Source organism: Streptomyces collinus Tu 365, assembly GCF_000444875.1.
GTDB classification, from domain to species: Bacteria; Actinomycetota; Actinomycetes; order Streptomycetales; family Streptomycetaceae; genus Streptomyces; species Streptomyces collinus_A.
The window spans coordinates 1,504,823-1,531,144 of record NC_021985.1 but is presented as its reverse complement, the minus strand read 5'-3'; the positions used below and the strand labels follow the sequence as shown (position 1 = coordinate 1,531,144).

General features: G+C 72.9%; 25 protein-coding genes. 8 read left to right on the top strand and 17 right to left on the bottom strand.

Translation table 11 applies throughout. The features are described from left to right. Positions 1 to 82 precede the first annotated feature (82 nt). From B446_RS06275 to B446_RS06260, 4 genes are all read right to left on the bottom strand, one after another. Positions 83 to 1,033 carry a cytochrome c oxidase assembly protein gene (locus tag B446_RS06275; RefSeq protein ID WP_020938579.1) on the bottom strand — a complete coding sequence of 317 codons (951 nt, stop codon included), beginning with the start codon at positions 1,031 to 1,033 and terminating at the stop codon, positions 83 to 85. Between the two features lie 104 nt (positions 1,034 to 1,137). After that, positions 1,138 to 2,163, bottom strand: coding sequence for a 6-phosphofructokinase (locus B446_RS06270; RefSeq protein ID WP_020938578.1), 1,026 nt, complete (start codon positions 2,161 to 2,163; stop codon positions 1,138 to 1,140). A 271-nt stretch (positions 2,164 to 2,434) separates the two neighbouring features. Further along, positions 2,435 to 3,163, bottom strand: coding sequence for a type 1 glutamine amidotransferase (locus tag B446_RS06265; RefSeq protein ID WP_020938577.1), 729 nt, complete (start codon positions 3,161 to 3,163; stop codon positions 2,435 to 2,437). A 21-nt stretch (positions 3,164 to 3,184) separates the two neighbouring features. Then, positions 3,185 to 4,423 (bottom strand): MurT ligase domain-containing protein, encoded by a 1,239-nt coding sequence (locus tag B446_RS06260; protein WP_020938576.1) that lies wholly within the window; start codon positions 4,421 to 4,423, stop codon positions 3,185 to 3,187. Positions 4,424 to 4,573: 150 nt separating this feature from the next. Here B446_RS06260 and def point away from each other — a divergent pair, with 150 nt between their 5' ends. Beyond that, positions 4,574 to 5,113 carry a peptide deformylase gene (gene def / locus B446_RS06255; RefSeq protein ID WP_020938575.1) on the top strand — a complete coding sequence of 180 codons (540 nt, stop codon included), beginning with the start codon at positions 4,574 to 4,576 and terminating at the stop codon, positions 5,111 to 5,113. Between the two features lie 82 nt (positions 5,114 to 5,195). Here the strand turns inward: def and B446_RS06250 are convergent, their stop codons facing one another. Then, a complete protein-coding gene (locus B446_RS06250; protein WP_020938574.1) occupies positions 5,196 to 5,840 on the bottom strand; it encodes a TetR family transcriptional regulator in 645 nt (214 codons plus the stop codon). Positions 5,841 to 6,023: 183 nt separating this feature from the next. On the opposite strand from B446_RS06250, the gene B446_RS06245 reads away from it, so the two are divergent. Then, positions 6,024 to 7,250, top strand: a complete 1,227-nt coding sequence (locus B446_RS06245; protein ID WP_020938573.1) for an acyl-CoA dehydrogenase family protein — start codon at positions 6,024 to 6,026, stop codon at positions 7,248 to 7,250. Between the two features lie 124 nt (positions 7,251 to 7,374). On the opposite strand, the gene B446_RS06240 is transcribed toward B446_RS06245, so the two are convergent. From B446_RS06240 to B446_RS06210, 7 genes are all read right to left on the bottom strand, one after another. Next, positions 7,375 to 7,872: a cupin domain-containing protein gene (locus B446_RS06240; protein WP_234967616.1), complete on the bottom strand. Its 498-nt coding sequence runs from the start codon at positions 7,870 to 7,872 to the stop codon at positions 7,375 to 7,377. A gap of 118 nt (positions 7,873 to 7,990) precedes the next feature. Then, positions 7,991 to 9,217, bottom strand: a complete 1,227-nt coding sequence (locus B446_RS06235; protein WP_020938571.1) for a cytochrome P450 — start codon at positions 9,215 to 9,217, stop codon at positions 7,991 to 7,993. Then, the gene (locus B446_RS06230; protein WP_043474887.1) at positions 9,214 to 10,278 is read right to left on the bottom strand and encodes a type III polyketide synthase; all 1,065 of its coding nucleotides are present in this window, start codon (positions 10,276 to 10,278) and stop codon (positions 9,214 to 9,216) included. Before B446_RS06230 ends, B446_RS06235 begins: the two co-directional genes overlap by 4 nt. 268 nt (positions 10,279 to 10,546) lie before the next feature. Further along, positions 10,547 to 10,777 (bottom strand): DUF6213 family protein, encoded by a 231-nt coding sequence (locus B446_RS06225; protein ID WP_043477773.1) that lies wholly within the window; start codon positions 10,775 to 10,777, stop codon positions 10,547 to 10,549. A 25-nt stretch (positions 10,778 to 10,802) separates the two neighbouring features. Beyond that, positions 10,803 to 12,188, bottom strand: coding sequence for an NADP-dependent succinic semialdehyde dehydrogenase (locus B446_RS06220; RefSeq protein ID WP_020938568.1), 1,386 nt, complete (start codon positions 12,186 to 12,188; stop codon positions 10,803 to 10,805). Positions 12,189 to 12,263: 75 nt separating this feature from the next. Further along, positions 12,264 to 12,737 (bottom strand): NUDIX domain-containing protein, encoded by a 474-nt coding sequence (locus tag B446_RS06215; protein WP_020938567.1) that lies wholly within the window; start codon positions 12,735 to 12,737, stop codon positions 12,264 to 12,266. Next, on the bottom strand, positions 12,734 to 14,272 hold the full coding sequence (locus tag B446_RS06210) for an ATP-dependent DNA ligase (RefSeq protein ID WP_020938566.1): 1,539 nt from the start codon (positions 14,270 to 14,272) through the stop codon (positions 12,734 to 12,736). Before B446_RS06210 ends, B446_RS06215 begins: the two co-directional genes overlap by 4 nt. 254 nt (positions 14,273 to 14,526) lie before the next feature. Between B446_RS06210 and B446_RS06205 the strand changes: the two genes are divergently transcribed. From B446_RS06205 to B446_RS06190, 4 genes are all read left to right on the top strand, one after another. Further along, complete coding sequence (locus B446_RS06205; protein WP_020938565.1) at positions 14,527 to 15,498, top strand: NADPH:quinone oxidoreductase family protein; 972 nt, start codon at positions 14,527 to 14,529, stop codon at positions 15,496 to 15,498. Continuing rightward, entirely contained in the window at positions 15,495 to 16,676 is a 1,182-nt protein-coding gene (locus B446_RS06200; protein WP_020938564.1) for an acyl-CoA dehydrogenase family protein, read from the top strand. The genes B446_RS06205 and B446_RS06200 overlap by 4 nt, the downstream gene beginning before the upstream one ends. After that, positions 16,673 to 17,755, top strand: a complete 1,083-nt coding sequence (locus B446_RS06195) for an acyl-CoA dehydrogenase family protein (protein WP_020938563.1) — start codon at positions 16,673 to 16,675, stop codon at positions 17,753 to 17,755. Before B446_RS06200 ends, B446_RS06195 begins: the two co-directional genes overlap by 4 nt. A gap of 147 nt (positions 17,756 to 17,902) precedes the next feature. Further along, positions 17,903 to 18,097, top strand: coding sequence for a hypothetical protein (locus B446_RS06190; RefSeq protein WP_020938562.1), 195 nt, complete (start codon positions 17,903 to 17,905; stop codon positions 18,095 to 18,097). 13 nt (positions 18,098 to 18,110) lie between these two features. Here the strand turns inward: B446_RS06190 and B446_RS06185 are convergent, their stop codons facing one another. From B446_RS06185 to B446_RS06170, 4 genes are all read right to left on the bottom strand, one after another. Continuing rightward, positions 18,111 to 19,280 (bottom strand): phosphodiester glycosidase family protein, encoded by a 1,170-nt coding sequence (locus B446_RS06185; protein ID WP_020938561.1) that lies wholly within the window; start codon positions 19,278 to 19,280, stop codon positions 18,111 to 18,113. A gap of 141 nt (positions 19,281 to 19,421) precedes the next feature. Beyond that, positions 19,422 to 19,781 (bottom strand): DUF779 domain-containing protein, encoded by a 360-nt coding sequence (locus B446_RS06180; RefSeq protein WP_020938560.1) that lies wholly within the window; start codon positions 19,779 to 19,781, stop codon positions 19,422 to 19,424. Between the two features lie 92 nt (positions 19,782 to 19,873). Next, entirely contained in the window at positions 19,874 to 20,221 is a 348-nt protein-coding gene (locus B446_RS06175; protein WP_020938559.1) for a VOC family protein, read from the bottom strand. Between the two features lie 166 nt (positions 20,222 to 20,387). Continuing rightward, on the bottom strand, positions 20,388 to 21,851 hold the full coding sequence (locus B446_RS06170; RefSeq protein ID WP_020938558.1) for a purine-cytosine permease family protein: 1,464 nt from the start codon (positions 21,849 to 21,851) through the stop codon (positions 20,388 to 20,390). 90 nt (positions 21,852 to 21,941) lie between these two features. On the opposite strand from B446_RS06170, the gene B446_RS06165 reads away from it, so the two are divergent. Next, complete coding sequence (locus B446_RS06165) at positions 21,942 to 22,577, top strand: TetR/AcrR family transcriptional regulator (protein WP_020938557.1); 636 nt, start codon at positions 21,942 to 21,944, stop codon at positions 22,575 to 22,577. Between the two features lie 65 nt (positions 22,578 to 22,642). Continuing rightward, on the top strand, positions 22,643 to 24,262 hold the full coding sequence (locus tag B446_RS06160) for an amidohydrolase (protein ID WP_020938556.1): 1,620 nt from the start codon (positions 22,643 to 22,645) through the stop codon (positions 24,260 to 24,262). A 43-nt stretch (positions 24,263 to 24,305) separates the two neighbouring features. On the opposite strand, the gene B446_RS06155 is transcribed toward B446_RS06160, so the two are convergent. Further along, entirely contained in the window at positions 24,306 to 26,231 is a 1,926-nt protein-coding gene (locus tag B446_RS06155; RefSeq protein ID WP_043474880.1) for an N-acetylmuramoyl-L-alanine amidase, read from the bottom strand. Positions 26,232 to 26,322 lie beyond the last annotated feature (91 nt).

The window sequence follows — 26,322 nt, the reverse complement described above, 5'->3', positions numbered from 1 at the left end:
TCCTCATGAACCGTTGCCCCCCATGGTGCCCCGATCCGGGCCCGGACGGGATACCGCGCGTGCCGGTTCCGCACGCGGGCCCTCAGCCCTCGCGCGTGCTGAGGGAGGCCAGATAGGCGTTGTACGCCTCCAGCTCCTTGTCGCCGTCCCGGTCGGCAGCCCGGTCCTTGCGCTTGGCCTGCCGCTGCTCCGAGCCGTACCACTGGAACAGGAGCGCGATCAGCACCAGCACGGACGGGATCTCGCTGAACGCCCAGGCGATGCCGCCGGCCGCGTTCTGGTCGGACAGCGCGTCGATGCCGAGCGAGGCCGGCGGGTTCCGGAACGTCGCGACCATGGGCGTGGAGCCCATCATCAGCGCGATGCCGAAGAACGCGTGGAACGGCATGCCCGCGAACAGTTCGAGCATCCGCATCAGATGGCCCGGCCGGTGCGGACCCGGGTCCACGCCGATGATCGGCCAGAAGAACGCCACACCCACGGCGAGGAAGTGCACCATCATCGCGATGTGCCCGGCCCGCGAGCCCATCAGGAAGTCGAAGATCGGGGTGAAGTACAGCGCGTACAGGCTCGCGATGAACAGCGGGATGGTGAACGCCGGGTGGGTGACGATCCGCATGTAGCGGCTGTGCAGCAGCGCCAGCAGCAGTTCGCGGGGACCGGTGCGGCCCTTGCCGGCCACCGGCAGCGCGCGCAGCGCCAGCGTGACCGGCGCGCCGAGCAGGATCAGGATCGGCGACAGCATGCTGATCACCATGTGCTGGACCATGTGCACGCTGAACATGACCATGCCGTAGTCGTTCAACCGGGTGCACATCATCAGCCCGATGGTCACCACACCGACGAGGTACGACACCGTACGGGCCACGGGCCACGCGTCCCCCCGCCGCCGCAGCCGCAGCACGCCCCAGCCGTACAGGCCGAGCCCGAGCAGGCAGGCGACGAGGAAGAACGGGTCTGCGGACCACTCGAGCCCCCGCCCCAGCGTGAACGGCGGCAGATCCATGTTCATGCCGTGCCCGCTGTGATCCATCCGGCGGCTCCTGATTCGTGGGGGTTGTGCGATTCTGTCCGCCCCCAAGAGTAGAACCGCCCCCGGTCACGGACGTGACCGGGGGCGGGTTGTACCGGGGTGAACTACAGCACGCACTCCGCCTCGTCGTACCGCTCGACGGGCACCGTCTTCAGCGTCTCGACGGCCTCGGCGAGCGACACCATCACGATGTCGGTGCCCCGCAGGGCGGTCATCCTCCCGAACTCGCCCCGGTGCACCGCCTCCACCGCGTGCCAGCCGAACCGCGTGGCCAGCACCCGGTCGTAGGCCGTCGGCGTGCCACCGCGCTGCACATGGCCCAGGATCACCGGCCGTGCCTCCTTGCCGAGCCGGTGCTCCAGCTCGACGGAGAGCTGGCGCGCGATGCCCGCGAAGCGCTCGTGGCCGTAGATGTCCTTGCCGCCCTCGTCGAACTCCATGGAACCGCGCCGCGGCTTGGCGCCCTCGGCGGCCACCACGATGGCGAACCGCTTGCCCGCCTCGAACCGGGCGCCGACCCGCTTCGTCAGTTCGTCGATGTCGAAGGGGCGTTCCGGTACGACGATGGCGTGCGCGCCGGCCGCCATCCCGGAGTGCAGCGCGATCCAGCCGGTGTGCCGGCCCATGACCTCGACGATGAGCACGCGCTGGTGGGACTCGGCGGTGGTCTTCAGCCGGTCGAGGGCCTCGGTGGCGACCCCGACGGCCGTGTCGAAGCCGAAGGTGACGTCCGTGACAGCGATGTCGTTGTCGATGGTCTTGGGCACGCCCACGATGGGCAGCCCGTTGTCCGACAGCAGCCGGGCCGCCTTCAGCGTGCCCTCACCGCCGATCGGGATGATCGCGTCGAGGCCGAGTTCCGCGACGTGGCCCCGCGCCCGCTCGACCCCGTCCCGCAGGTGCTCGGGACGGACCCGGGAGGAGCCGAGGATCGTGCCGCCGCGCGCCAGGATGCCGCCCACGGCATCGAGGTCGAGCTTCGTGTAGTCGCACTCCAGGAGGCCCTTCCAGCCGTCCCGGAAACCGATGACCTCGTCGCCGTGGTCGGCGACGGCACGGTGCACGACGGACCGGATGACGGCGTTCAGGCCGGGGCAGTCGCCGCCGGACGTGAGGACACCAATGCGCATAGCCCGATTTACCTTCTCAACGTGGGCCGGGAAACCGGACCACGTCGTCCGGCGGATTCCCGGCCACCCTACCGGCGTGAGGGGGTGGCTCCGTAGCGGGCGTCCGCCTGCTGGACGCGCCCGCACATGTGAGCGGACGGCCGGTCAGGCGGGCTCCCACGAGCATGCCGGAAGACGCTGACAGCAGCCTGAGACGGCACCCGCCCAGGCTGCTGCCCAAAGGTTTCTACGCGGACTAGCAGTACCTACGCAGGCTGCTGCGCAGCAGTACCTACGCAGGCTGCTGCGCAGCCGCGATGCGCTCGTCGCGGAGCGCCTCGTACCACCGGTCGTCGATCGGGGGCAGCGCGTTGACGTCCAGCGCCAGCTTCAGCAGCAGGTCGGCGATCTGCGGGTTGCGGGCGAGCACCGGCCCGTGCATGTACGTGCCGAAGACCGTGCCGTTGTACGCGCCCTCGGTGCCGTCCCCGGTGCCGTTGCCCTTGCCGATCTGCACGCGGGCGAACGGGCGGGCCGAGGCGCCGAGATGGGTCACGCCCTGGTGGTTCTCGAAGCCGGTCAGCTGGGGCAGGCCGAGCTGCGGGTCGATGTCCCCGAGCACGTCGCCGACGCACCGCTCGCCCTCGCCGCGCACCGACACCACGTCGAGCAGGCCGAGGCCCGGCTCGCGCTGGCCGAGGTCGTTGATGAACTCGTGGCCGAGGATCTGGTAGCCGGCGCAGACCGAGAACACGATGGCGCCGTTCTGCACCGCCCGCTGCAGATGGCCGTCGCGGCGCAGCCGCTCGGCCGCGAGCCGCTGCGGCCGGTCCTCGCCGCCGCCGATCAGGTAGATGTCGCCGGAGGTCGGGATCGGCTGGTCGCTGCGCACGTCGAGCCGTGCCACGTCCAGACCGCGCTGCCGGGCGCGGCGCTCCACGACGAGGGCGTTGCCCTGGTCGCCGTAGGTGCTCAGCAGGTCCGGGTAGATCCACACCAGCCGGAGTTGGTTGTCGCTCATGAGGTGATGGCCCTTTCCCGATCAGTTGCCGACGCGGCGGCGCAGGTCCTGGAACGCGGTGTAGTTCGCGATGACCTCGATGCGTCCCGGCGGGGCCTGCTGCACGGCCTGGTCGAGGTTCTCGCAGACCTGGAAGTGCTGGTTGGCTACCTCCAGGCGGACGGCGAGGTCCAGCTTGCGGTCACCGATGACGAAGATCGGGTGACCGGTCAGCCGGGTGTAGTCGACGTCCCACAGCCAGGAGGTGTCCGTGCCGTCGGCGCCGCGCGCGTTCACCGAGAGGATCACCGGGGTCGGCGGCGGGTCGATCAGGGAGAACGTCTCCAGCCAGCCGGCCGGGTTCTTGGCCAGCAGCAGCCGCAGGTCGCGGTTCTGGAACTGGACCACGTCGTAGCGGCCGGCCACCGCCTGCACCTGGTACATCCGCTCCAGCGCGACCTGCGGCGGTACGCCGAAGACGGCGGCGACGGCCGCGGAGCTGGCCGCGTTGGCCTTGTTGGCGCGGCCCGGGAGCTGGAGGTGGATCGGCCAGGCGGACCCGTGCGGGTCCAGCACGTGGTCGCCGGAGAGCGCCCAGGTCGGCGTGGGCCGGCGGAAGCCGCACTCGCCGCAGAACCAGTCGTCGCCGGGGCGCTGCATCACGCCACCGCACGACGGGCAGGACCAGGCGTCGTCCTTCCACATCTGACCGGCCGCGACCCAGACCACGTTCGGTGAGGAGGAGGCGGCCCAGACCACCAGCGGGTCGTCGCAGTTGGCGACGACCACGGCCTTGGAGCCGGCCAGGCCCTCACGCCAGTTCTCGGCGAGCATGCGCGTCTCGGCGGCCCGGTCGAGCTGGTCGCGGGACAGGTTCAGCAGGGCGATGCACTTCGGGCTGGTGTCCCGGGCCACCCCGGCCAGGTACTTCTCGTCGACCTCGATGACACCGAACTTCGACTCCGAGCCGCCCGCCAGCGCCGAGGTGATGCCGGCCGGCATGTTGGCGCCGAGCGCGTTCGACACGACCGGACCCGCGGCGCGCAGCGCCTCGGCGATGAGCCGGGTGGTCGTGGTCTTGCCGTTGGTGGCGGAGACCAGGACGACGTCCAGGTTCTGCGCGAGCCGTCCGAGGAGGTCGGGGTCGAGTTTCAGCGCGACCCGGCCGCCGATCACCGAACCGCTGCCGCGTCCCGCGGCGCGCGATGCCGCAGCGACCGCCTTGCCCGCGGTCACGGCCAGCTTGGCCCGCGGCGAGAGCGGGTCCGAGTTGCCTGCCATCAGTTCTCGATCCTCCTTGCGTACGCGCCGCGCCAGGGGGCATCCGGCAGCGTGGTGTGGACCTCAGCCTATCGAGATCCATTCGCACACCCGAATCCCGGCCCGTACCGTGCGGCCTGCATGAGCTGAACGAACCGTACCCTTGCCGCCATGCGACACGGCTCGATCCCGGGCGCCCACGGGCGCGTCCGGCCGCTTTCCCTGCTCCCGGACCCCGTTCTGCGTGGGTCCTGTGCGGACGTCACCGAGTTCGGCCCCGAACTGGCGGCTCTCGTGGAGGACTTGTTCGCGACCATGTACGCGGCCCGGGGGGTGGGCCTGGCCGCCAACCAGATCGGTGTCCCGCTGCGGGTGTTCGTCTACGACTGCCCGGACGACGACGATGTGCGACATCTCGGACATGTGGTGAACCCGCGGCTCGTGGAGAAGGACGGCGTGGTGGTCCGGGGGCCGGAGGGATGCCTGTCGCTGCCGGGTCTGGAGGCGGGCACGGAGCGGTACGACCACGCGGTGGTCGAGGGCCGCACGGTGACGGGGGAGCCGGTCACCGTGCACGGCACGGGGTTCTTCGCCAGGTGCCTCCAGCACGAGTACGACCACCTGGAGGGCACGGTGTACGCCGACCGCCTGACGGGCTGGCGCCGCGGCAGACTGCTGCGGCAGGTCGGCCGCGCCTCCTGGCACCGCTGAACAAGGCGCCGCTGCACGGGATGCCGTCGAACGGGGCACCGCCGGGCGGGATGCCGGGCGGCGGGGTCCCGGCCCGCGGCCGTCAGAAGCCGGGGCCGCCGACCTTGTCGCCCGCCGCCGCGAGGCGTCCCCACAGCAGGTCGGCGAGGGAGCGCACGAGTTCGGCGCGGGAGCAGGGCCGCTCGCCCAGCCACCAGTCGCCGGCCGCGTGCATCATCCCGACGATCCCGTGTCCCCACACCCGGGCGAGCTGCTGGCTGCCGGGGCCGAGGTCGAGCCGCTCCTCGATGACCTGGGCCAGCTCCTCGCCCATCCGCCGCAGCAGCGGGGCCGAGTGCTTGCCCACGTCGAAGCCCTGGTCGCCGCCGGTGCTGCCCTCTGCGGGGTGCATCAGGAACCGGTACACCTGGGGCCTGGCCTCGATGGCCGCGAGGTAGGTGTCGAGGGTGGCCTCGACCCGCTCGCGCCGGTCGGCGGGGGCGTCGAGGGCCGCGCGCAGCGAGGCGAGGAGCGCGTCGGTGTGCCGCGTGGCGAGCGCGGCGTACAGTCCGCCCTTGTCGCCGAAGTGGCGGTAGAGGATCGGCTTGGTGATGCCCGCCTCGGCGGCGATCGCGTTCATCGAGGCCTGCGGGCCGTCGCGCAGCACCACCCGGTCGGCGGCCTCCAGCAGTTCGCGCCGTCGTCGGTCGGCTGATCGCTGCTGATCGGTCCGCTGTGTGGTGTCCATGTGCTCTCCCCACCCGTGCTGATTCGGTGACGCCTGCGCAAACTAACACTCTCGGCGTGCCTGACATCGAACGGGATGCCGAGGCGTGATCGGCGGTTGACTTTCACTACCGGTCGGTAACACACTCGCGTTACCGCTAGTAACATCACTGGCAACAGTGCACGCACCACCGTTGGAGGGGACATGGCCGAGTTCACCATGGAGCTCAACGACGAACAGAAGGAGGTCCGGGACTGGCTGCACGGCTTCGCCGCCGACGTGATCCGCCCCGCGGCCGCCGAATGGGACGAGCGTGAGGAGACTCCCTGGCCGGTCATCCAGGAGGCCGCGAAGGTCGGCATCTACTCCCTCGACTTCTACGCGCAGCAGTACTTCGACCCCACCGGCCTCGGCATCCCGATGGCCATGGAGGAGCTCTTCTGGGGTGACGCGGGCATCGCCCTCTCCATTGTGGGCACGGGTCTGGCCGCCGTGGGCGTTCTCGCCAACGGGACCGAGGAGCAGATCGGCACCTGGATCCCCCAGATGTACGGCGACGCGAACGACGTCAAGGTGGCCGCGTTCTGCTCCTCCGAGCCCGACGCCGGGTCCGACGTCGCCTCCCTGCGCACGCGTGCCGTGTACGACGAGGCCAAGGACGAGTGGGTGCTCAACGGCACGAAGACCTGGGCGACCAACGGCGGCATCGCCAACGTCCACGTCGTCGTCGCGAGCGTCGACCCGGAGCTGGGCTCCAAGGGCCACGCCTCCTTCATCGTCCCGCCGGGCACGCCGGGCCTCACCCAGGGCCAGAAGTTCAAGAAGCACGGCATCCGGGCCTCGCACACCGCCGAGGTCGTCCTGGACGGCGTCCGCGTTCCCGGCTCCTGCCTGCTCGGCGGCAAGGAGAAGCTGGACGAGCGCCTCGCCCGGGCCCGGGAGAGGGCCAGGGCGGGCGGCGAGCGGGTGAAGAACGCGGCCATGGCCACGTTCGAGGCATCCCGGCCGGCCGTGGGCGCGATGGCGGTCGGCACCGCCCGGGCCGCCTACGAGGTCGCCCTCGACTACGCGAAGACCCGCGAGCAGTTCGGGCGCCCGATCATCGACAACCAGGGCGTCGCCTTCCAGCTCGCCGACATGCGCACCCAGATCGACGCGGCCCGCCTGCTGGTGTGGCGCGCCTCCTGGATGGCCGTCAACGGCAAGCCGTTCACCGCGGCCGAGGGGTCGATGTCGAAGCTCTTCGCGAGCGAGACAGCGAAGAAGGTGAGCGCGCAGGCCATCCAGATCCTGGGCGGCAACGGCTACACCCGGGAGTACCCGGTGGAGCGGATGCACCGGGACAGCGCGATCTACACGATCTTCGAGGGGACCAGCGAGATCCAGCGGCTGGTCATCGCGCGGACCCTGTCGGGCATGCCGATCCGCTAGCGCGGTCGCTGTCCAGGGCACCGAAGGGGTGCGGGAGCACGGCCGGCCGTCGGGCGTGGCCCGTCGCGCGTTCCCCGCGCCCCTTGCGGCCCGTCGCGCTTGTCGTACCCGGCGGCCGGTGTGCTCACCGGTGTCTGAGCGGGGTGAGCTGCTGGATGTCGTACTTCGCCCGCAGCTCCTCGATGGCGGCCTGGTCGGGAGGGCCGCCGTTGCGCAGGATCTCCAGCAGCTCCTCGAAGTAGCGCTCGTGGTCCGGTGGGGGAGACGCCTGGAAGAACATCTTCGCGGGCGTGTCCTTCGGGTTGGCGAACGCGTGCGGACACCCGGGGGGCACGACGATCACCGTGCCCGGAGTCGCCCGGACCACCCGGGTGCCCGAGACCGACTCCCAGCGCTGCCAGTGGTCGGGGGTGCGGACGCGCGGCTCGAAGGCGAGCACGTCCAGTTCGCCCTCCAGGACGTAGAACAACTCCTCGCTGCGGGTGTGCACATGGGCGCCGACGTCGAAGCCCGGCGGGACCTCCACCTCGAAGGTGGAGGCCATCCGCGAGTGCGTGCCGGTGACCTTGAACGTCACACGCTGGGCCGGCGTCTCCACCACGCGGCCGTGACCCGGCGGCACCAGCAGCCCCTCGGGCCGCGCCGTCTCCTGCACCGGCGCCTCCGCCTGCGCCGGTGCCACTCCCCGGGCCGCGGGCCCTTCCGGTACCGCCAGCCCCTCGGTCGTCGTCATCGGCCGCTCACCACGTCACGGGCAGGGCCTCGGGACCACGGATCAACGCGCCCTTCCTGAAGGGCACCTGCTCCGGTGGCACGGCCAGCTTCAAGCCGGGCACCCGGTCCAGCAGGGCGTCCACCAGCAGCTCCGACTCCAGCCGGGCCAGCATCCCGCCGGGGCAGTAGTGCGGGCCGAAGCCGAACGCCACATGCGGGTTGGGACTGCGGGAGAAGTCGATGACCTCCGGGTTCGGGAAGACCTCCGGGTCGCGGTTGGCGGCCAGGTAGGACACGTACACCGCGTCGCCGGCCCGGATCCGTACGCCGTGGACGTCCACGTCCTCCAGGGCGATCCGGGACAGGCCGACGGCGTTGCGGTGCGGGATCCAGCGCAGCAGCTCGTCGATCGCCCGCGGGCGGATCCCGGGGTCGGAGCGCAGCCACTCCACCAGCGCGGGGCGGCTCAGCAGCAGGTGGAACATCTGGCCGCTGTTGTTGGTGACCGCCTCGCCGCCGATCTGCAGCAGCACCGCGAGACCGACGGCCTCCTCCAGAGTGATCTCGGCCCGGCCGACGGCGGCGCCCAGCAGCGAGGCGACGTCCTCGCCCGTGCTGCCCTCGCGCAGCCCGACGAGGTCGGAGAAGTACGCGCTCATCTCGCGCTTGGCCTTCTCGCTCACGTCCTTGCCGTGCGAGGAGGACAGGATCAGCTGGGTCCAGGTGTGCATGGCGTGCCGGTCGGCGGCCGGTACCCCCATCAGCTCGCAGATCACCGCGATGGGGAAGGGGCTGAGCACCGCCGCCGTCAGGTCGGCGGGCGGGCCGTCCTGGAGCAGTTCGTCGACCAGCTCGTCCAGCATCACACGCGCCTTGCCGCGGATCCGCTCCACACCCTTGGAGGTGAAGGCGGCGGCGACCGCGCGGCGCAGCCTGGTGTGGTCGGGCGGGTCCAGGAAGCCGATCGCGCCCCGGTCCGGTATGAAGTGCGGCGCGAGCCGGGTGACCTGACGGCCCATCACCGCCTCGCGGCTGAAGCGGGGGTCGTTGGCCACCATGCGCACGTCGTCGTAGCGGGTGACCAGCCAGGCCCAGCCCTCGCCGTTGGGCAGCTGGACGCGGGTGAGGGGGCCCTCGCTCATCAGCTCGGTGAGCACCGGGTCGAAGTCCGTGCCGGCCAGGTCGACGGCCGGCCAGTGCCGCACCGGAGGCAGCGCCTCGCCGACCGGCTCCGTCAGGGTCTCTGCGCTCATCGCGTCATCTCACCGTCCCGGACCCAGCGGCCCACGGTCATCTCCGCCGTGATGCCGGGGCCGAACCCGGCGAGCAGCCCGCGCGCCCGGTGCTCGGCACCGCCCTCGTCGAACAGGCGGCGCAGCGCGTCCAGCACGACGGCGCTCGCGATGTTTCCGTACTCGGTGAGCGTGGACCGGCTGAACCGGAACGCGTGGGGGTCGACCTGGAGGAACTTGCTCAGGTCGTCGAGTATTCGGGGACCGCCCGCGTGGATGATGTAGAAGTCCAGGTCGGAGGCGTCCCAGCCGTGGTTGCCCGCGAGTTCCTGGAGCGCCGGGGCGAGCGGCTCCATCGTGGTCGGCACCCGCTTGTCCAGCAGGAAGTGGAAGCCGGTGGCCCGGACGTCGTAGGCGATCCAGTCCTCGGTCTTGGGGATCAGGTACGACCCGTTGCGCTCCAGCTGGACGCCCGTTCCGCCCCGGCCGCGCACCACGGCGGCCGCGATGCCGTCGCCGAACAGGCCGTTGGACAGCAGCGAGCCGACGCCGAGGTCGGTGGGCTGGTAGCACAGCGAGCAGAACTCGCAGGCCACGATGAGCGCGTTGCCCTCCGGGTAGGCCGAACAGAAGTCGTGCGCCCGGTTGATGGCCGCGCCGCCGGCCGCGCAGCCCAGCTGGGCGATGGGGAGCTGACGGGTGGTGCTCGAGAAGTCCATCTCGTTGATCAGCCACGCGGTCAGCGAGGGCATCATGAAGCCCGTGCACGACACGTAGATGATCACGTCGATGTCCGTGGTCAGGAGTTCCGCCTCGTCGAGCGCCTGCTGGATCACCGCGGGGACGCGGGCCTTGGCCTCGGCCTCGTAGAGCTTGTTGCGGTCCTCGAACCCGGGGTGCTTCAGGGTCTCCTCGATGGGCTGCACGATGTGCCGGGTGCGGACTCCCGTGTTCTCGATCAGCCGGAGGGCCAGGGGGAGCTGGGGGTGGTCCGCGTGGTGCTCACGCGCCAGGTCCAGCGTCTCCTCCATCGTGATCACGTGTTCGGGTACGGACACCGAGGGTCTGCACAAAGTAGCCATGAGCCGTCCCTGCTTTCGCCGTCCGGCAGACCTGCGCCCGCCGGTCAGAAGGTGGTCCACCCGGAGGTGGTCCACCCAGGTTCACCCGGGGGGCTGACGATCTCTCGTCGGATTACTCCGAATCGGGGACAACGGACTGTGACCGGCCCCGGCCCCGTGACGGCTCGGGGGAGAACGCGGAAGGAGGGCCGCGGCGGCTGCCGCGACCCTCGACTTCTCGTTCCGCAGGGCATGTTGTGCCCGAGGCGCGCCCGCGCCGCGCGAGCCGTTACGGCGCCCCGCTGCTGTGCGCGATGCAGGCCACGTCGATGCGGTCCGCCAGCTTCGCCAGCTCGATGGTCAGAGCGGCCACGGTGTCCTCGTCGAGCTGCTCCCCGGCCTCGACGAGATGCAGCCACCGCCCGCCCACGGTCCGCAACAACTTACTCACGTCGGCCGCCGCCACCTGCAAGGTACCGCGGTCGTCGACGATCAGAGGCAGAGTCACTTCGCGGTTCACAATCGGGATGGTAGCCGCGCGGCGCTCACGCACCCTGCCAAACCGTGGTGATGTTGCAGAACTCCCGGATTCCGTGCCCGGACAGCTCACGCCCGTACCCGGACCGCTTCACGCCACCGAACGGGAAAGCCGGGTGCGAGGCGGTCATCCCGTTGACGTACACCGCGCCCGCCTCCAGGTCCCGGGCGAACCGCTCCACCTCGTTCTCGTCCCGGGTCCACACGTTCGAACTCAGTCCGAACGGGGAGTCGTTCGCGATCAGGAGCGCCTCGTCCAGGTCGGCGGCCCGGTACAGCGTGGCGACCGGCCCGAACGCCTCCTCGCGGTGGATGCGCATCTCCCGGGTGATGCCGGCCAGCACGGTCGGCGGGTAGTACCACCCCGGCCCGTCCGGCCGCTCCCCGCCGCACAGCACCCGGGCCCCGCCGCGCTTCGCGTCGTCGACCAGTTCCTCCAGGTCGGACCGTCCCTGTTCGCTGGAGAGCGGCCCGACCTCGGTGTCCTCCTCCAGGGGGTCGCCGACCTTGAGCGCCTCCATGCCCGCGACGAACTTCTCGGCGAAGGCGTCGTAGACGTCCGTGTGCACGATGAACCGCTTGGCCGCGATGCAGGACTGCCCGTTGTTCTGCACCCGCGCGGTCACGGCGACCTGAGCCGCCCGGTCGAGGTCGGCCGAGGGCATGACGACGTACGGATCGCTGCCGCCCAGCTCCAGCACCGTCTTCTTGATCATCTCGCCGGCGGTGGAGGCCACCGCGCGGCCGGCCGGCTCACTGCCCGTGAGCGTCGCCGCCTTCACCCGCTCGTCGCGCAGGACGTCGTCCACCGCGCCCGAGCCGATCAGCAGGCTCTGGAAGCAGCCCTCGGGGAAGCCCGCCCGGTGGAAGAGATCCTCCAGGTAAAGGGCCGTCTGGGGCACGTTCGAGGCGTGCTTGAGCAGGCCCACGTTGCCCGCCATCAGCGCGGGCGCGGCGAACCGGATCACCTGCCAGAGCGGGAAGTTCCACGGCATCACGGCGAGGACCGGGCCCAGCGGCCGGTAGGTCACCCGCACCCGGGAGGCGCCCGAGTCGCTGACGTCCACCGCCGGCGGCTCCTCGTCGGCCAGCAGCCCCTCGGCGCGCTCCGCGTACCAGCGCATCGCCTTGGCGCACTTCGCGGCCTCCGCGCGGGCCTGCGTGACCGGCTTGCCCATCTCGGTGGTCATCACCCGGCCGATCTCCCGCTGGTCCTCGTCCAGCAGGTCGGCGGCCTTTTTCAGCATGCGTGCGCGTTCGGCGAAGGAGGTCGTCCGATACGTGCGGAACGTCGCCTCGGCGAGCTGGAGCCGGCGTTCCAGCTCCTCCTCGCCCATGGGCTCGTACGTCTTGAGCGTCTCGCCGTTGGCCGGGTTCACCGTGGCGATGGGCATGGCTGGCCTCCCTGGGAGCGGGCTTGCTTCGACCTTCGCGCGCGACTGCGCCGGTCGCAACGCGTGGGCCCCTGTTCAGGCCGAGTGCTCCGCCAGCCGGTCCAGAAACGCGGCCTGGGCCGGGATGATGACGGCACGCGCCCCGTCGAGACCGAACCAGGCCACCCGGTCCAGCTCCGGGAACTCCGCCGTCCGCCCCGACCTCGGCGGCCACTCCATGGTGAAGGTACCCGGCTCGATCGCCGCCGGGTCCAGGTCGGCCTCGATCGCCCACGCCGTGACGATCTTGCCGTTGGCCTGCGTGACCTCGCCCAGCGCCAGAGCCCTCCCGTCCGGCGGCGCGAGGCCCAGTTCCTCACGGAACTCCCGCCTGGCCGCCTCCCAGGCGGGCTCGTCCGGTTCGTACTCGCCCTTGGGCACGGTCCACGCTCCCGCGTCCTTCTTCGCGAAGAACGGTCCGCCCATGTGGCCGAGCAGCACCTCGAGGCGGTCGTCGGTGTGCCGGAACAACAGCAGTCCCGCACTGCGTCTGGTCGCACGCACCGTCACGGCCTGACCTCCGGGTGAGCCGCCAGCAGGACCTCCACCGTATCGGCCTCCTCGGGCCGCTTGTCCTCGCGGTAGCGGACCACGCGCGCGAAGCGCAGGGTGACGCCGGCCGGGTAGCGGGAGGAGCGCTGCAGACCGTCGTAGGCGATCTCCACGACGAGTTCGGGGCGTACCGTGACCCCCCAGCCGTGCTCCTCGACGGCCAGTTCGCGGAGCCTTCCGGTCTGCCAGACGAGCATCGCGTCGGTCATGCCCTTGAAGGTCTTGCCGAGCATCGCGAATCCGCCGTCCGGGGTGCGGGCGCCGAGGTGCAGGTTGGAGAGCCGGCCGGTGCGGCGGCCGTGCCCCCACTCGGCGGCCAGCACCACCAGGTCCAGCGTGTGCACGGGCTTGACCTTCAGCCACGACGCGCCGCGCCGGCCCGCGCTGTAGGGGGCGTCCAGCGCCTTGGCGACCACGCCCTCGTGGCCGCGCGCCAGCGTGTCGGCGAGGAAGCGCTCCGCCTCGGGGATGTGCTCGGGGCCGGAGGCGACCATGCGGCGGACCCGCATCGGGGCGGGCACCAGATCGCTGAGCATCGCGTGCCGCTCGGCGAAGGGCAGGTCGAGCAGGTCCACGCCGTCCACCGACAGCAGGTCGAAGAAGACGGGGGAGACCGGCACCTCCTCGGCCGCCCGCGCCACGTCCACCCGGGAGCCCACCCGGCCCGCGGTCTCCTGGAAGGAGCGCGGCCGGCCGTCCGCGTCGAAGGAGAGCACCTCGCCGTCCAGGATGAAACGCTCGCTCGCCAGCGCCAGAGCCGCTCGGGTCACCTCGGGCAGCCGGTCGGTGATGTCGTCCAGGGTGCGGGTGTGGACCCGTACCGCGCTGCCCTCCCGGTGCACCTGCACGCGGATGCCGTCCAGCTTCTCCTCCACCGCGCACGCGCCGAGCTTCTCCACCGCCTCGGCGACCGAGGAGGCGCTGTGGGCCAGCATCGGCAGCACCGGACGGCCGACGGTGAGCCGGAACCGGTCAAGGGCCCCGGGCCCGTCGGCCAGCAGCGCCTGCGCCACCGTCTGCAGCGACCCGGCGAGCATCACCGCGCGCCGTACGTCCGCCGCGTCCGCGCCGGTCGCCCGGGCCAGGCCCTCCACGGCGACCGCGTCCAGCGCGCCCTGCCGGACCTCGCCGGTCAGCAGGCCGAGCAGGAAGCGCTGCTCGCCCTCGGTGGCCGCGCCCATCAGCTCGCCGACGAGCCGGGCGCGCTCCGCCTGGGAGCCGGGCCCGGACACCTTGCCCAGCTCGCCGAGCCGGGCGTCGACCTCCCGCACGGTGAGCGAGGGTTCGGCGGCGGGCGGCACCGGGCGGGCCAGGACCTTCCAGCCGACGCCGAGGCGGCCCTGCGGGAGCCGTCCGGCCAGGTAGGGGATGACGATGGGCACGTCGTCCGCCTCCGCGTCCCGGAAGAGCTCCGCGAGCAGGGCGGTCTTGCGGGATCTGGCCGCCGTGGCGGCCACCTCCCGGGAAACCTCCGCGAGCCGGGTGAGCAGCATGCAGTCAATGTGACCCGGCGGCCCGCGCTCTACACCCGCCGACGGGGGCGTGGCGGGGCGAGGCCCCCGGCCGGTCCGTCCGGTCCCCGCCCGGTTCCCCGGCCCGTCCGCCCCGCGGGACCGAGCGCGGGGCGAGAGGATGCGGGTACGGGCGCGTCGGCGCGAGTGACGCGATCGACTGTTCCCCGATCGGCAAGCGACCGCTTAGTATGCGGAGGACCCGGTCAGACGAGGCAGTCCCGTGGAGGCCCCCCATGCAGGCATGGCAAGTGCACGAGAACGGCGAGCCGGGCGAGGTGATGCGCCTGGCGGAGGTGGAGCGGCCCACGCCCGGCGAGGGCCAGGTCCTGCTGCGCGTGCGGGCCGCCAACATCAACTTCCCGGACGCCCTGCTCTGCCGCGGCCAGTACCAGGTACGGCCCCCGCTGCCCTTCACGCCCGGCGTGGAGATCTGCGGCGAGACCGAGGACGGCCGCCGCGTGCTCGCCAACCCGGCCCTGCCCCATGGCGGCTTCGCCGAGTACGCCCTCGCCGACGCCCGCGCCCTGCTGCCCGCGCCCGACTCGCTGGACGACGCCGAGGCCGCCGCGCTGCACATCGGCTACCAGACGGGCTGGTTCGGCCTGCACCGCAGGGCCCGCCTCGAAGCCGGGGAGACCCTGCTCGTGCACGCCGCCGCCGGCGGTGTCGGCAGTGCGGCCGTGCAGCTCGGCAAGGCGGCCGGGGCCACCGTGATCGGCGTGGTCGGCGGCGCGCGGAAGGCCGCCGTGGCCCGCGAACTGGGCTGCGACGTTGTGGTCGACCGTCACGCCGAGGACGTGATCGCGGCCGTCAAGGAGGCCACCGGCGGCCGGGGCGCCGACGTGATCTACGACCCGGTGGGCGGCGAGGCCTACACCCAGTCCGCCAAGCTCGTCGCCTTCGAGGGCCGGATCGTCGTCGTCGGCTTCGCCAGTGGCACCATCCCCAGCCCCGCCCTCAACCACGCCCTGGTGAAGAACTACGCGATCCTCGGCCTGCACTGGGGCCTGTACGCCACCAAGAACCCGAAGCTCATCCTGCGCTGCCACGAGGAGCTGACCGCACTGGCCGCGAGCGGCGCGATCAAGCCGCTGGTGAGCGAGCGGGTGCCGCTCGACTCGGCCGCCGCGGCCGTGCAGCGCGTCGCCGACGGTGCGACCACCGGCCGGGTGGCCGTGGTCATGGACAAGGGAGCCGCCGTATGACCGACGCCGACGACCTCAGGCGCCGCACCGCCGAACTGCTGGCCGCCCACCCGCCGGCCGCCACCGACCGCCTGGAGTTCCTCCGGGCCCGCTTCGACGCCGGACTGGCCTGGGTGCACTACCCCGAGGGCCTCGGCGGCCTCGGCGCCCCGCGCTCCCTGCAGGCCGTGGTCGACGCCGAGCTGGAGGCCGCCGGCGCCCCGGACAACGACCCCCGGCGCATCGGCATCGGCCTCGGCATGGCCGCGCCGACCATCCTGCGCTACGGCACCGAGGAGCAGAAGCGGCGCTTCCTGCGGCCCCTGTGGACCGGCGAGGAGGTCTGGTGCCAGCTCTTCAGCGAGCCCGGCGCCGGCTCCGACCTGGCCGCGCTCGGCACCCGGGCCGTACGGGAGGGTGACGACTGGGTGGTCGACGGGCAGAAGGTGTGGACCTCCAGCGCCCACCTCGCCCGCTGGGCCATCCTGATCGCGCGCACCGACCCGGGCGTGCCCAAGCACGCGGGCATCACCTACTTCCTGTGCGACATGACCGACCCCGGGGTCGAGGTGCGGCCGCTGCGCCAGATCACCGGCGAGGCCGAGTTCAACGAGGTCTTCCTCACCGGCGTCCGCATCCCCGACACCCGCCGCCTCGGCGAGGTCGGCGACGGCTGGCGGGTCGCCCAGACTACCCTCAACAACGAGCGCGTCGCCATCGGCGGCATGCGGCTGCCCCGCGAGGGCGGCATGATCGGCCCGGTCTCCGCGACCTGGCGGGAACGCCCGGACCTGCGCACCCACGACCTGCACCAGCGGCTGCTGACCCTCTGGGTCGAGGCCGAGGTCGCCCGGCTCACCGGCGAACGCCTGCGCCAGCAGCTCGTCGCCGGCCAGCCGGGACCCGAGGGTGCCGGCATGAAGCTCGCCTTCGCCCGGCTCAACCAGGCGATCAGCGGCCTGGAGGTCGAACTCCGCGGCGAGGAGGGGCTGTCGTACGACGACTGGACCATGCGCCGCCCCGAACTGGTCGACTTCACCGGCCGCGACGCCGGCTACCGCTACCTGCGCTCCAAGGGCAACAGCATCGAGGGCGGGACCAGCGAGGTCCTGCTGAACATCGTCGCCGAGCGGGTCCTCGGCCTGCCCGCCGAGCCGCGCACCGACAAGGACGTCGCATGGAAGGACCTCGCCCGATGAGCGAACAGCGGGATCTCCTCTACTCCGAGGAGGAAGAGGCGCTGCGCGCGGCCGTCCGTGACCTGCTCACGGACCACTGCGCCCCGGCCGACGTGATCACCCGCACGGAGTCGGACGCGCCGCACGACCTCGCCCTGTGGAAGTCGCTCGCCGAGAGCATGGGCCTCGCCGGGCTGCTGGTGCCCGAGACCCACGGCGGCCAGGGCGCCACGCACCGGGAGGCGGCCGTCGTCCTGGAGGAGCTGGGCCGGGCCGTCGCCCCCGTGCCCTACCTGACCAGCGCGGTCGTTGCCACCGAGGCCCTGCTGGCGTGCGGGGACGAGGAGTTGCTCGGCCGGCTGGCCTCCGGGCGGACCATCGGCGTCCTCGCCGTCGGCCTGCACCGTGCCCCGGGCGCCGACTTCCCGGCCGTACGACTGGAGGGCGGCGCCCTGCACGGGGAGCTGACCGGCATCGCCGACGCGGCCGCCGCCGACGTGCTGCTCGTCCCCGCCGACGACGGCGGTCTGTACGCCGTGTCCGCCGACGCCGCGACCGTCACCCCGCAGACCTCCCTGGACCTGACCCGGCCGCTCGCCACCGTCGCCCTCGACGGCGCGGCCTGCCGCCGGATCGGGGCCGCGGAACCCGCCGTGCGCCAGGCCCTGCGGTCCGCCGCCGGACTGCTCGCCTCCGAGCAACTCGGCGTCGCCGACTGGGCGCTGACCGAGACGGTCCGCTACCTGAAGGAGCGCAGGCAGTTCAACCGGCAGGTCGGCGGCTTCCAGGCGCTCAAGCACCGGCTCGCCCAGCTCTGGCTGGAGGTGGTCAACCTGCGGGCCGCCGCCCGCGCCGCCGCCGACGCGCTGGCCTCGGGCCGGGACACCGACGTCTCGGTCGCCGTCGCGCAGGCGTACGCGGCGCCCGTCGCCGTCCACGCGGCCGAGGAGGCGCTGCAGTTGCACGCCGGGATCGGCATGACCTGGGAGCACCCGATCCACCTGTACCTCAAGCGGGCCAAGGCGGACTCCCTCGCCTACGGCACCGCGGGAGCGCACCGCACGGCCCTGGCCGCACTGGTCGACCTCCAGGCGCCCTGACCCGGCGGGCCTCGAAACGTTCCTCGACGCCCACCGGTTCGCCCAAGACCACACGATCGGAGGACATGTCAGCCGCCCGGACGAACCCCCCGCTACGCCACACTTGCGGCCGAACGCCGCTCATGGGGCGTGGCGGAGGAGGTTCCAATGGCCATTTCCATCTCTGTGGTGCTGCTGCTCCTGATCCTTGCGGTGGTGTTCATCCGCAACGGCGCGCTGAAGATCTCGCACGCCCTGGTCTGCATGCTGCTCGGCTTCTACCTGGCCAGCACCAGCATGGCGCCCACCATCCACAGCGGGCTGACCGCGACCGCCGACCTCGTCAGCAGCCTGCGGCCCTGACCGTCCGCCGGGGTCAGGACGAGAAGACGCCGATGCCGTTCGCCACGGGGCGCTCGGCGCCGCCGCTCGGGTGGTTGCGGACCTTGACCGCGCGCGCTCCCGCCGCGCGGGTGACCATCTCGGACGAGCCGCCGCCGTCGAGGTTGAACGCGTCGGTGGCGCCCAGGTCGTCCATGGCGGCCGCCTCCTCGGCGACGGTCATGCCCCTCCGGTAGGCGGCGGCCCCGTCCAGCGCGAGCAGCAGCATCCGCCGGCCGCCGTTCGCGAAGCCGACGACGGTGCGCACCGCCGAGGTGCTGTCGTCCAGCCCGGACAGCGGCCTGCCGCCGCGCAGCACCGGGTAGCCGCCGATCGCGAACGTGTAGGGGACCTTGGCGGTGGCCGCCACCAGGGTGTGGGTGACGGTCACCCGGTCGCCGGGCGACAGTGCGCGCAGCCGGCGCGCGCCCTCCTCGCGGCCCACCAGGACCGTGGTGCCCGCGGCGATCGGCCCGCCGCCCGGCGTGGCGGCGGTGGAGGTCACCCGGCCGCCGCGCACCTTCACCTCGTAGGTGTCCTTGCTGCACCCCGCGGCCCGGTTCGTGTCCGTGCCGCAGGTGGCGCGCACCCGGGAGGCGCTGCCCCAGCGGGAGGTGAAGGCGCCGACGGAGTTCTGCGGCAGCGCGTACTGGTTGAGGCCCTTGAGCGGGAACCGTCCCTTCGGTGTGGTCACGGTGCCGGTGAGGGTGAGCCGGTCCAGACGGGCCCGCCGGTCGGTGCCGACCCCGAGGACGTCCCGGGTGCCGGTGCCGGGCGGCAGCGCCGGCCCGAACCGCTGGCCCGCCGGGACCGCCGCCTTGAGCACCCTGCCCGACGCGACGGCCGGACCCACGCTCGCCCCCGTCGCCTCGACGCCCGGGTGCTGGGTCTCACTGATGTTGAAGAAGTCGCCGTTGACCCCGCCGACCGCGCCGGCCGCGTCCGCCATGGTGGAGACGGTCTCCCGGGCGGCCACCGTCCCCGGGTACAGCAGGTCGAGGTGGACGTGCCGGTTCGTCAGGTCGACGGTCAGCAGATGGGCGTGGGTCCTGCCGGCCGCCGCGCGGAGGTCGAACTGCCGGTAGGTGACCCCCGGTGCGATCCGTCTGCCCAGTGGGGCGGCGTCCGCCGGTGCGGCCCCCGCGAGGGACGCACCGGCCAGCACACCGAACGCCGTGAGAGTGGAGAGAACCGATCTGCCTGCCGCCGTCTGCCGCCGATCGCGCGCCACTGCGCCCCCTGATGTCTCGTCAACTGTCCCAGGACTCAGGGGAAGTGCACCAGACGGTGGCGGCGCTCAGGCCGGCTAGCCGTCGACTACGCGAGAACGGGTGAGAAAACGCACCCCCTCGGGTGCTTCCAGCGAGAAACCGCTCCCCCGTCCGGGTACCACGTCCACGATCAGCCGGGTGTGGCTCCAGACCTCGTACTGACTGCGCGACATCCAGAAGGTCACGGGCTCCTCGACCCCGTCCACGGCCAGCTCGGCGAGCAGCACGTCCGAGCCGCCGGTGCGGAACTCGCCGTCGGGGTAGCACATCGGCGCGCTGCCGTCGCAGCAGCCGCCGGACTGGTGGAACATCAGCGGGCCGTGCTCCGCGCGCAGCCGGCGCACCAGCTCGGCGGCCTGCGGGGTCAGTTCGACGCGGGGGAGTACCTCTTCCATGGTCACCGTCCTGGGAGCGGGGCGTCGGGCGCGATCCAGTCTCACGGCTCGTCAGGACGGCGTCCAGCGGGCGTCCGTCGCCGTGTCCGGCGTCAGCGGTGGCTGAGGACGTTGACGACCTTGCCGTTCGGGTCGCGTACGAAGAACCGCCGTACGCCCCACTCCTCGTCGGTGAGCGGGTGCACGATCTCCGCGCCCCGCGCCCGCATCGCCGCGTACACGGCGTCGACGTCCTCCACCTCGACGCTCAGGTCGGGGACGACGGGCGCGGTGCGGTCCTCGCTCATGAGGCTGAGCTGGACGGCCGGGTTGCGGGCCGAGGCCAGCGTCCTGATCCAGCCGAGGTCCATCACCTCCTCGAATCCCAGCACCCCGTAGAAGTCGGTGCTCTCCGCGGGGGCGTTCGACCGGATGTTGGGCACGACACGGCGGACGTACATTCCACGGCTCCGTTGGTCGGTGTGACGGTGTGACGGTGTGACGGCCGGGCGGTGAGGGGACGGTGCGGGCAGCGTATCCGGAGCGGGGCGCGAGGCGTCGGGGGCCGGCGTTCGGACCGCTCGGACCCCTGCGGCTCCGGGGCCGGCAGGCCGCTCAAGCCCGCGCTCACCCGTCGCCGCGGGCCCCGCGCAACCCCCGCATCGACACCGCGTACACCCCCGACGCCACCACCAGGCCCACCGGGAGGGCGAGATCGAGGTCGCCCAGGGCGCGGGCCAGGGGGCCCGCGTAGACGGTGTCGACACACAGGGCTGAGGCGGTCACGCCTGCCACGAGGGCCGACGCGCCCCGGAGGTTCACGCCTGCGGAGTACCAGAAGGGGCTGCCGGGGGTCTCGTCGGTGAGGGCGGCGCCGTCGTAGCGGTTGCGGCGCAGCACGATGTCGGTGGCGTAGACGGCCGTACAGGGGCCGAGCAGCACCACGGTCAGCTGGAGCACGTTCCCGACCGTGTCCAGGAAGTCGGACACCAGCAGCGCGTACAGGGTCAGCGAGACGGAGACCGCTCCGTCGACGAGGACGCTGAGCGAGCGCCGGATGCGGATGCCGACGGCCTGCAGGGCGAGTCCCGCGCTGTAGGCCGTCAGGGCGTTGAGGGCCACCGTGCCGAGGACGAGCGCGAACAGGAACACCGGCTCGAACCAGCCGGGCAGCAGCTCCGCCAGGGCGCGTTGCGGGTCGCTCATGTCGACCGCGGTCGCCGCGAACGCCCCGAGGCAGCAGACCACCGTGCCGGGCAGGAACCCGCCGAGCGCGGTCCAGCCGGCCACCGCCGTGGCCGACACGGTGCGGGGCAGGTAGCGGGAGAAGTCGGCGCTGGTCGTGTACGACAGGGGTCCTGAGGCGATGAGCCCGACACCGGCCAGCAGGGTCGCCCACAGCGCGCCGCCGGTCAGCGGCCGGTCCGGGACGTGGCCGAAGTCGGTGTGCCGCACCACGAAGACGGCGACGACCGCGAAGACGGCGGTGAGCGCCAGCGTGATCGGCACGTAGAGCCGGACGATCGCGGCGTGGCCGTAGACGCTGATGGCGAGGGTGAGCGCGGCGATGAGGACCACGACGGCCGTCTTCACGACGGCGTCGACCGGCAGGCCGGTCCGCCCGACCAGGGTGAAGGCGGCGGTGGCCGCCGCCGCCAGGTTCAGGGCGAAGTAGCAGACGGAGATCATCCAGCCCGTCACCGCGTTGTTCACCCGGTTGCCGCGGACGCCGTAGACGGCCCGCGTCACGACCTCGCTGGGCGCGCCCGCCGCCGGTCCGGAGACCGCGAGCAGCCCGGTGAGCGCCCAGAAGGCGTTGCCGACCACGATCACGGCCACCGCCTGCCACAGGCTCAGCCCCATCAGCACCAGCGCGCCACCGACGACCAGGCTGAGGTAGTTCACGTTGGCGGCGGCCCACACGGAGAACAGCTCCCGTGGGCGGCCCCGGCGTTCGGAGTCCGGGATGTGGTCGATGCCGTGGGACTCGACGCCGCCGCCCGTCAGGCCCGGGCGGGGGGACGTGGCCGGGGCCGCCTCGGCGGCCGTGCGGCGCGCGTCGGGACTGGGGTCGGGGAGCGTGGACGCCATGAGGCCCTCCGGGGCGGTGGGATCGGCCTGGTCGCTTGTTGGTCGCATGACCAATTGCTTATTGGTCGCACACTCAATAGCATCGCCGTCATGTCGTCAAGCGTTCAGCGCAAGCGGACCCGCAAGGACCCGGCGGCCCGGCGGGCCGAGATCGTCGAAGCGGCCGCCGCCGTCGCCCTCGCCGAGGGCCTGGAGTGCGTCACCCTGCGCCGGATCGGCGAGGAACTCGCCGTCCGGCCCGGGCTGATCAGCCACTACTTCCCCTCGGCCGAGGACCTCGTCGCCGAGGCCTTCGGCAGCGCCGCGACGGGCGAACTCGACGGCCTGCTGCCGGCCGGACGGCCCGAGGACGGTGCCGCCCGGGGGCTCGCCCGGTTCCTGGCCCGCACCTCGGGCGAGGCGTACGACGCGGTCAGCCGGCTGTGGATCAACGCGCGCCACCTCAGCCGCTACCGCCCCGTCCTGCGGGACCGGGTCGCCGAGCAGGAGGCCGCCTGGCGCGGGCGCCTCGAGGACCTGATCCGGGCGGGCGTCGCCGACGGCGAGTTCCGCACCGGCGACCCGTCCGTGACGGCCGTCCAGATCCTCGTCGTCCTCGACGGGCTCGGTGTGCACGCCAACACCGCGACCCCCGAACGGCCCCGCGCCGTCGCCCGTATGGCCGTCACCGTCGCCGAGCGCGAACTCGGCCTGAAGGAAGGGGCGCTGGACCCCGTCACCGACTGAGTCCGCCCCCGGTCACAGCCCCCCCGCACATCCAGGTACGCCCCCGCACCCCCGAGGAGCCCTCCGTGCCCGCCGATCTCGTCCTGCTCTCCGCCCGGCTGCTCGACCCGGGCACGGGCGGGCTCCTGCCGCACACCGCGCTCGCCGCCGGGAACGGAGTGATCACCCACCTCGGCGACGACCGCACGGCCCGGGCCCTGGCGGGCCCCGGCAGCACCGTCGTCGACCTGCGCGGCGCGGTCGTCACCCCGGGCTTCACCGACGGGCACCTGCACCCCGTGTCCGGCGCCGAGCGCACCATGGGCGTCGACCTGTCCGGCTGCCGGGACCTGACCGCCGTGCGCGCCGCGCTCGCCGCCGCCGTCACCGGCCTGCGGCCGGGCGCCTGGCTGCGCGGCTGGGGCCTGGACCCCAACGCCTTCGGCGGTGAGCCGGTCGGCGCCGCCGCGCTCGGCCCCGTCCTCGACGGCGTCCCCGCCCTCGTGGACCTCTTCGACGGGCATTCCCTGCTCGCCAGTGCCCGGGCCCTGGAACTGGCGGGGGTCGACGGACCGCGGGAGTTCGCCCAGGGCTCCGAGATCGTCTGCGACGCCGACGGGCGCCCCACCGGCCTGCTGCTGGAGGACGCGGCCTGCGAACTGGTCGAGGCCGTCGCGCCCCGGCCCACCGACGCCGAGGTGCGGGCCCGCACCGCCGAGGTGCTGCGCGGCATGGCCGCGTCCGGCCTGACCGGCGGTCACGCCATGGACGCCAACGGGCCGAGCCTGTCGGTCTACGCCGCGCTGGAGGCCGAGGACGCCCTGCCGCTGCGGCTGAGGGTCGCCCCCTGGTGCCGGCCCGAGGCGGACGACGACGCCGTCGCCGGCCTCGTCCGGGCGCAGGGGACCGGGGGCACGCTGTGGCGGGTCGACGGCGTGAAGCTGTTCATGGACGGCACCATCGACAACGGCACCGCCTGGCTGGAGACCCCCGACTGCCACGGCGAGTCGGACCACGCGTTCTGGCCCGACCCGCAGCGCTACACCCAGGTCGTCGCCGCCCTGCACCGGGCCGGGGTGCCCACCGCCACGCACGCGATCGGGGACGCGGCGGTACGGCACGTCCTCGACTCGGTCGAGAAGGCCCTCGCCGGGGACCCGGCCCCGGTTCGGCACCGGGTCGAGCACATCGAGACGGTGCCCGACGACACCGTGCGCAGGTTCGCGCGGCTCGGCGTGGCCGCGTCCATGCAACCCACCCACTGCTGCGAGTTCACCCGGGCCGACCACACCGACAACTGGTCGCGCCGGCTCGGCGAGGAGCGGGCCGGGCGCGCCTTCCGCTGCCGCGACCTGTGGGCGGCCGGGGCGCGGGTGGTGCTCGGCTCCGACTGGCCCATCGCGCCGTACCCGCCGCTCCAGGTCATGGCCGGCGCCCGGCACCGCCGCCCCGCCGACCTCTCCCTGCCCCCGCACGGGCCCGGCCAGGCCCTCACCCCGCTGCAGGCGCTCCAGGGCATCACCCTGAACGCGGCCTGGGTCGCGGGCGAGGAGCACCTGGCCGGCCGGCTCGCCGCCGGCCACCGCGCCGACCTGACCGTCCTGGCCGGGAACCCGCTGGAGGTCCCCGACGACGAGCTGGCCGGGCTGCCGGTCGTGCTCACCGTGGTGGCGGGCCGCCCGACCCACCGGGCAGCCGGCCTCTGAGGGCCGGGCCCGGCCGGGCCGGTGGCGCCGAGCCGCGGCCGGGTCAGTGGCCCGCGGTCGTGGCCGGGTGCCCGGGCCCCGCGGCGGCCGGCGGGTCCACCACGTCCACGTCGCTCGCCCGGACGTAGGCGAGCCGGTGGTCGAACTGGATCTCGTAGTACGCCTCCTGACCCTTCACCACCGGGGCCGGGGAGTCGCCGAAGGACGACCGGTCGATGTAGGAGCCGAGGACGCGGGACTGCGTCACGTACCGCTGCCCGGCCCGCAGGGAGTAGGGGAGCGGCGCCTCCGGCTGCTCGTCCACGCCCTCCGGGTAGGCGTCCTTCTCGGGCAGGGCGCGGCCGAACACGGAGATCTCCTTCACGCCCTCCTTCGGGGTCACCACCCGGCCGCGCGCGCCGACCGCGGTCGGCTGCGCCTTCGGGTTCCTGAACCACGCCTTGTGGCCCTGGAACCAGATGGCCGTCCAGTCGCCGCTGCGCCCCGCGACCGCGAAGGTCTGGCCCGCCGAGACCCGCGAGCCGAGGTCGTTGACGTCCTCCGTGGAGTCCTCGCCGTCCGGGCGCCGGCCCGGGTCCTGGATGAGGGGCGCGTCGTCGGACGGCTCGCTGCGCAGCCGCACGGCGCTGGAGCCGTGCGGCGCGCAGCGCACCCCGGGCTTGGCGCACCCCGTGAAGCGCGGCTTGTGCTTGCCGTAGTCCGGCAGGATCATCACGACGTCGCTGTCGGGCCCGGCGGTGGCCCGCAGCGGCGCGCCGAGCAGGTCGAAGTAGTGCCGCCAGTCCCAGAACGGGCCCGGGTCGTCGTGCATGTCCGGGATGCTGTCCTCGGTCGGGGCCGGCACGTTGTCGTGCCCGAAGATGTGCTGCCGGTCCATCGGGACCTGGTACTTCTTCGCCAGGTAGCGCACCAGGCGGGCCGACGACCGGTACATCTGCTCCGTGTACCAGGCGTCGGGGTGCCGCAGGAAGCCCTCGTGCTCCACGCCGATCGAGCGGGCGTTGACGAACTGGCTCCCGGAGTGCCAGGCCGCGTCCTTGGTCCTGATGTGCTGGGTGACGTGACCGTCGCTGGAGCGGACGGAGTAGTGCCAGGACGCCTCCTCGGGGTCCTGGATGGTCAGGAGCATCGACGCCAGGGGCGCCTCGGTGTCGTGGATGACGATGTAGTCGATCCGCTGGTCCTTGGGCCGGTCGGCCAGGTCGTGGTTGCCGTACGCGTCGTCGTCGATCCGGACGTAGGGCGCGCCGAGCCAGGAGCAGGACAGCTCGGGCGGGCACTCGACGTTCTTCGGCCGGGGGCCGCCCTGGGCGGCGGGCGCGTGCGGGCGCACCCCGGGGCTCGCGGTGAGGGTGACGTGCTGTCCCGCGTCGGTGGTGCGCTGCGCGCCCCGGCGGATCACGTCGAAGACGTCGTTCGCGTAGATCTCGGCGGACACCTTGTCGGTGGTGCCGGGGAACTTGGCCACGGCCTCCCACCAGTCCGCCGGGTTGGCGCTGAGCGGCTTGCCGAGCTGCCGCTGGGTCGCCGCGAGGAGGGCGGCGCCCCCCCGCACGTTGGCGGCGTCCTCCGTGCGCAGCTGCGCGGCCGGCAGCCCCGTCAGGATCGCGGCCCGCTGCAGGTCCGCCGACTGCGCGGCGGGCTTGTCCGGGGTGCCGGCGTCAGGCCTGGCGGGCGGCCCGGCCGCCGCGGCGCTCGGCCGTGCGGGGTCGTGCGGGGCTTCCGGCGCCGGCGCCACGTGGGTGTCCACCAGGTGCATCGGCCCGAAGCCGCCGACGACGCTCGGGGTGCCGGGGTGGGAGTCCCACCGGGACTGGAGGTAGGACACGCCCATCAGGACGTTGCGGGGCACGTGGTACTCGTCCGCCGCGGCGGTGTAGTCGTCCTGCAGTCGCTGGTCGGGCGGCGAGCCCGTGTCGGCCGAACGGTCGATCAGCAAGGGCACCAGCAGTGCAGCAGAGGCGGTCACGCAGATGATCCGCCGGTGTCCGCGTACGGCTCCTAGGACGCGTGGGGCGACGCGTTTCTTCATGCGGGCTGCCTCCAACGAGGTCGGTGAG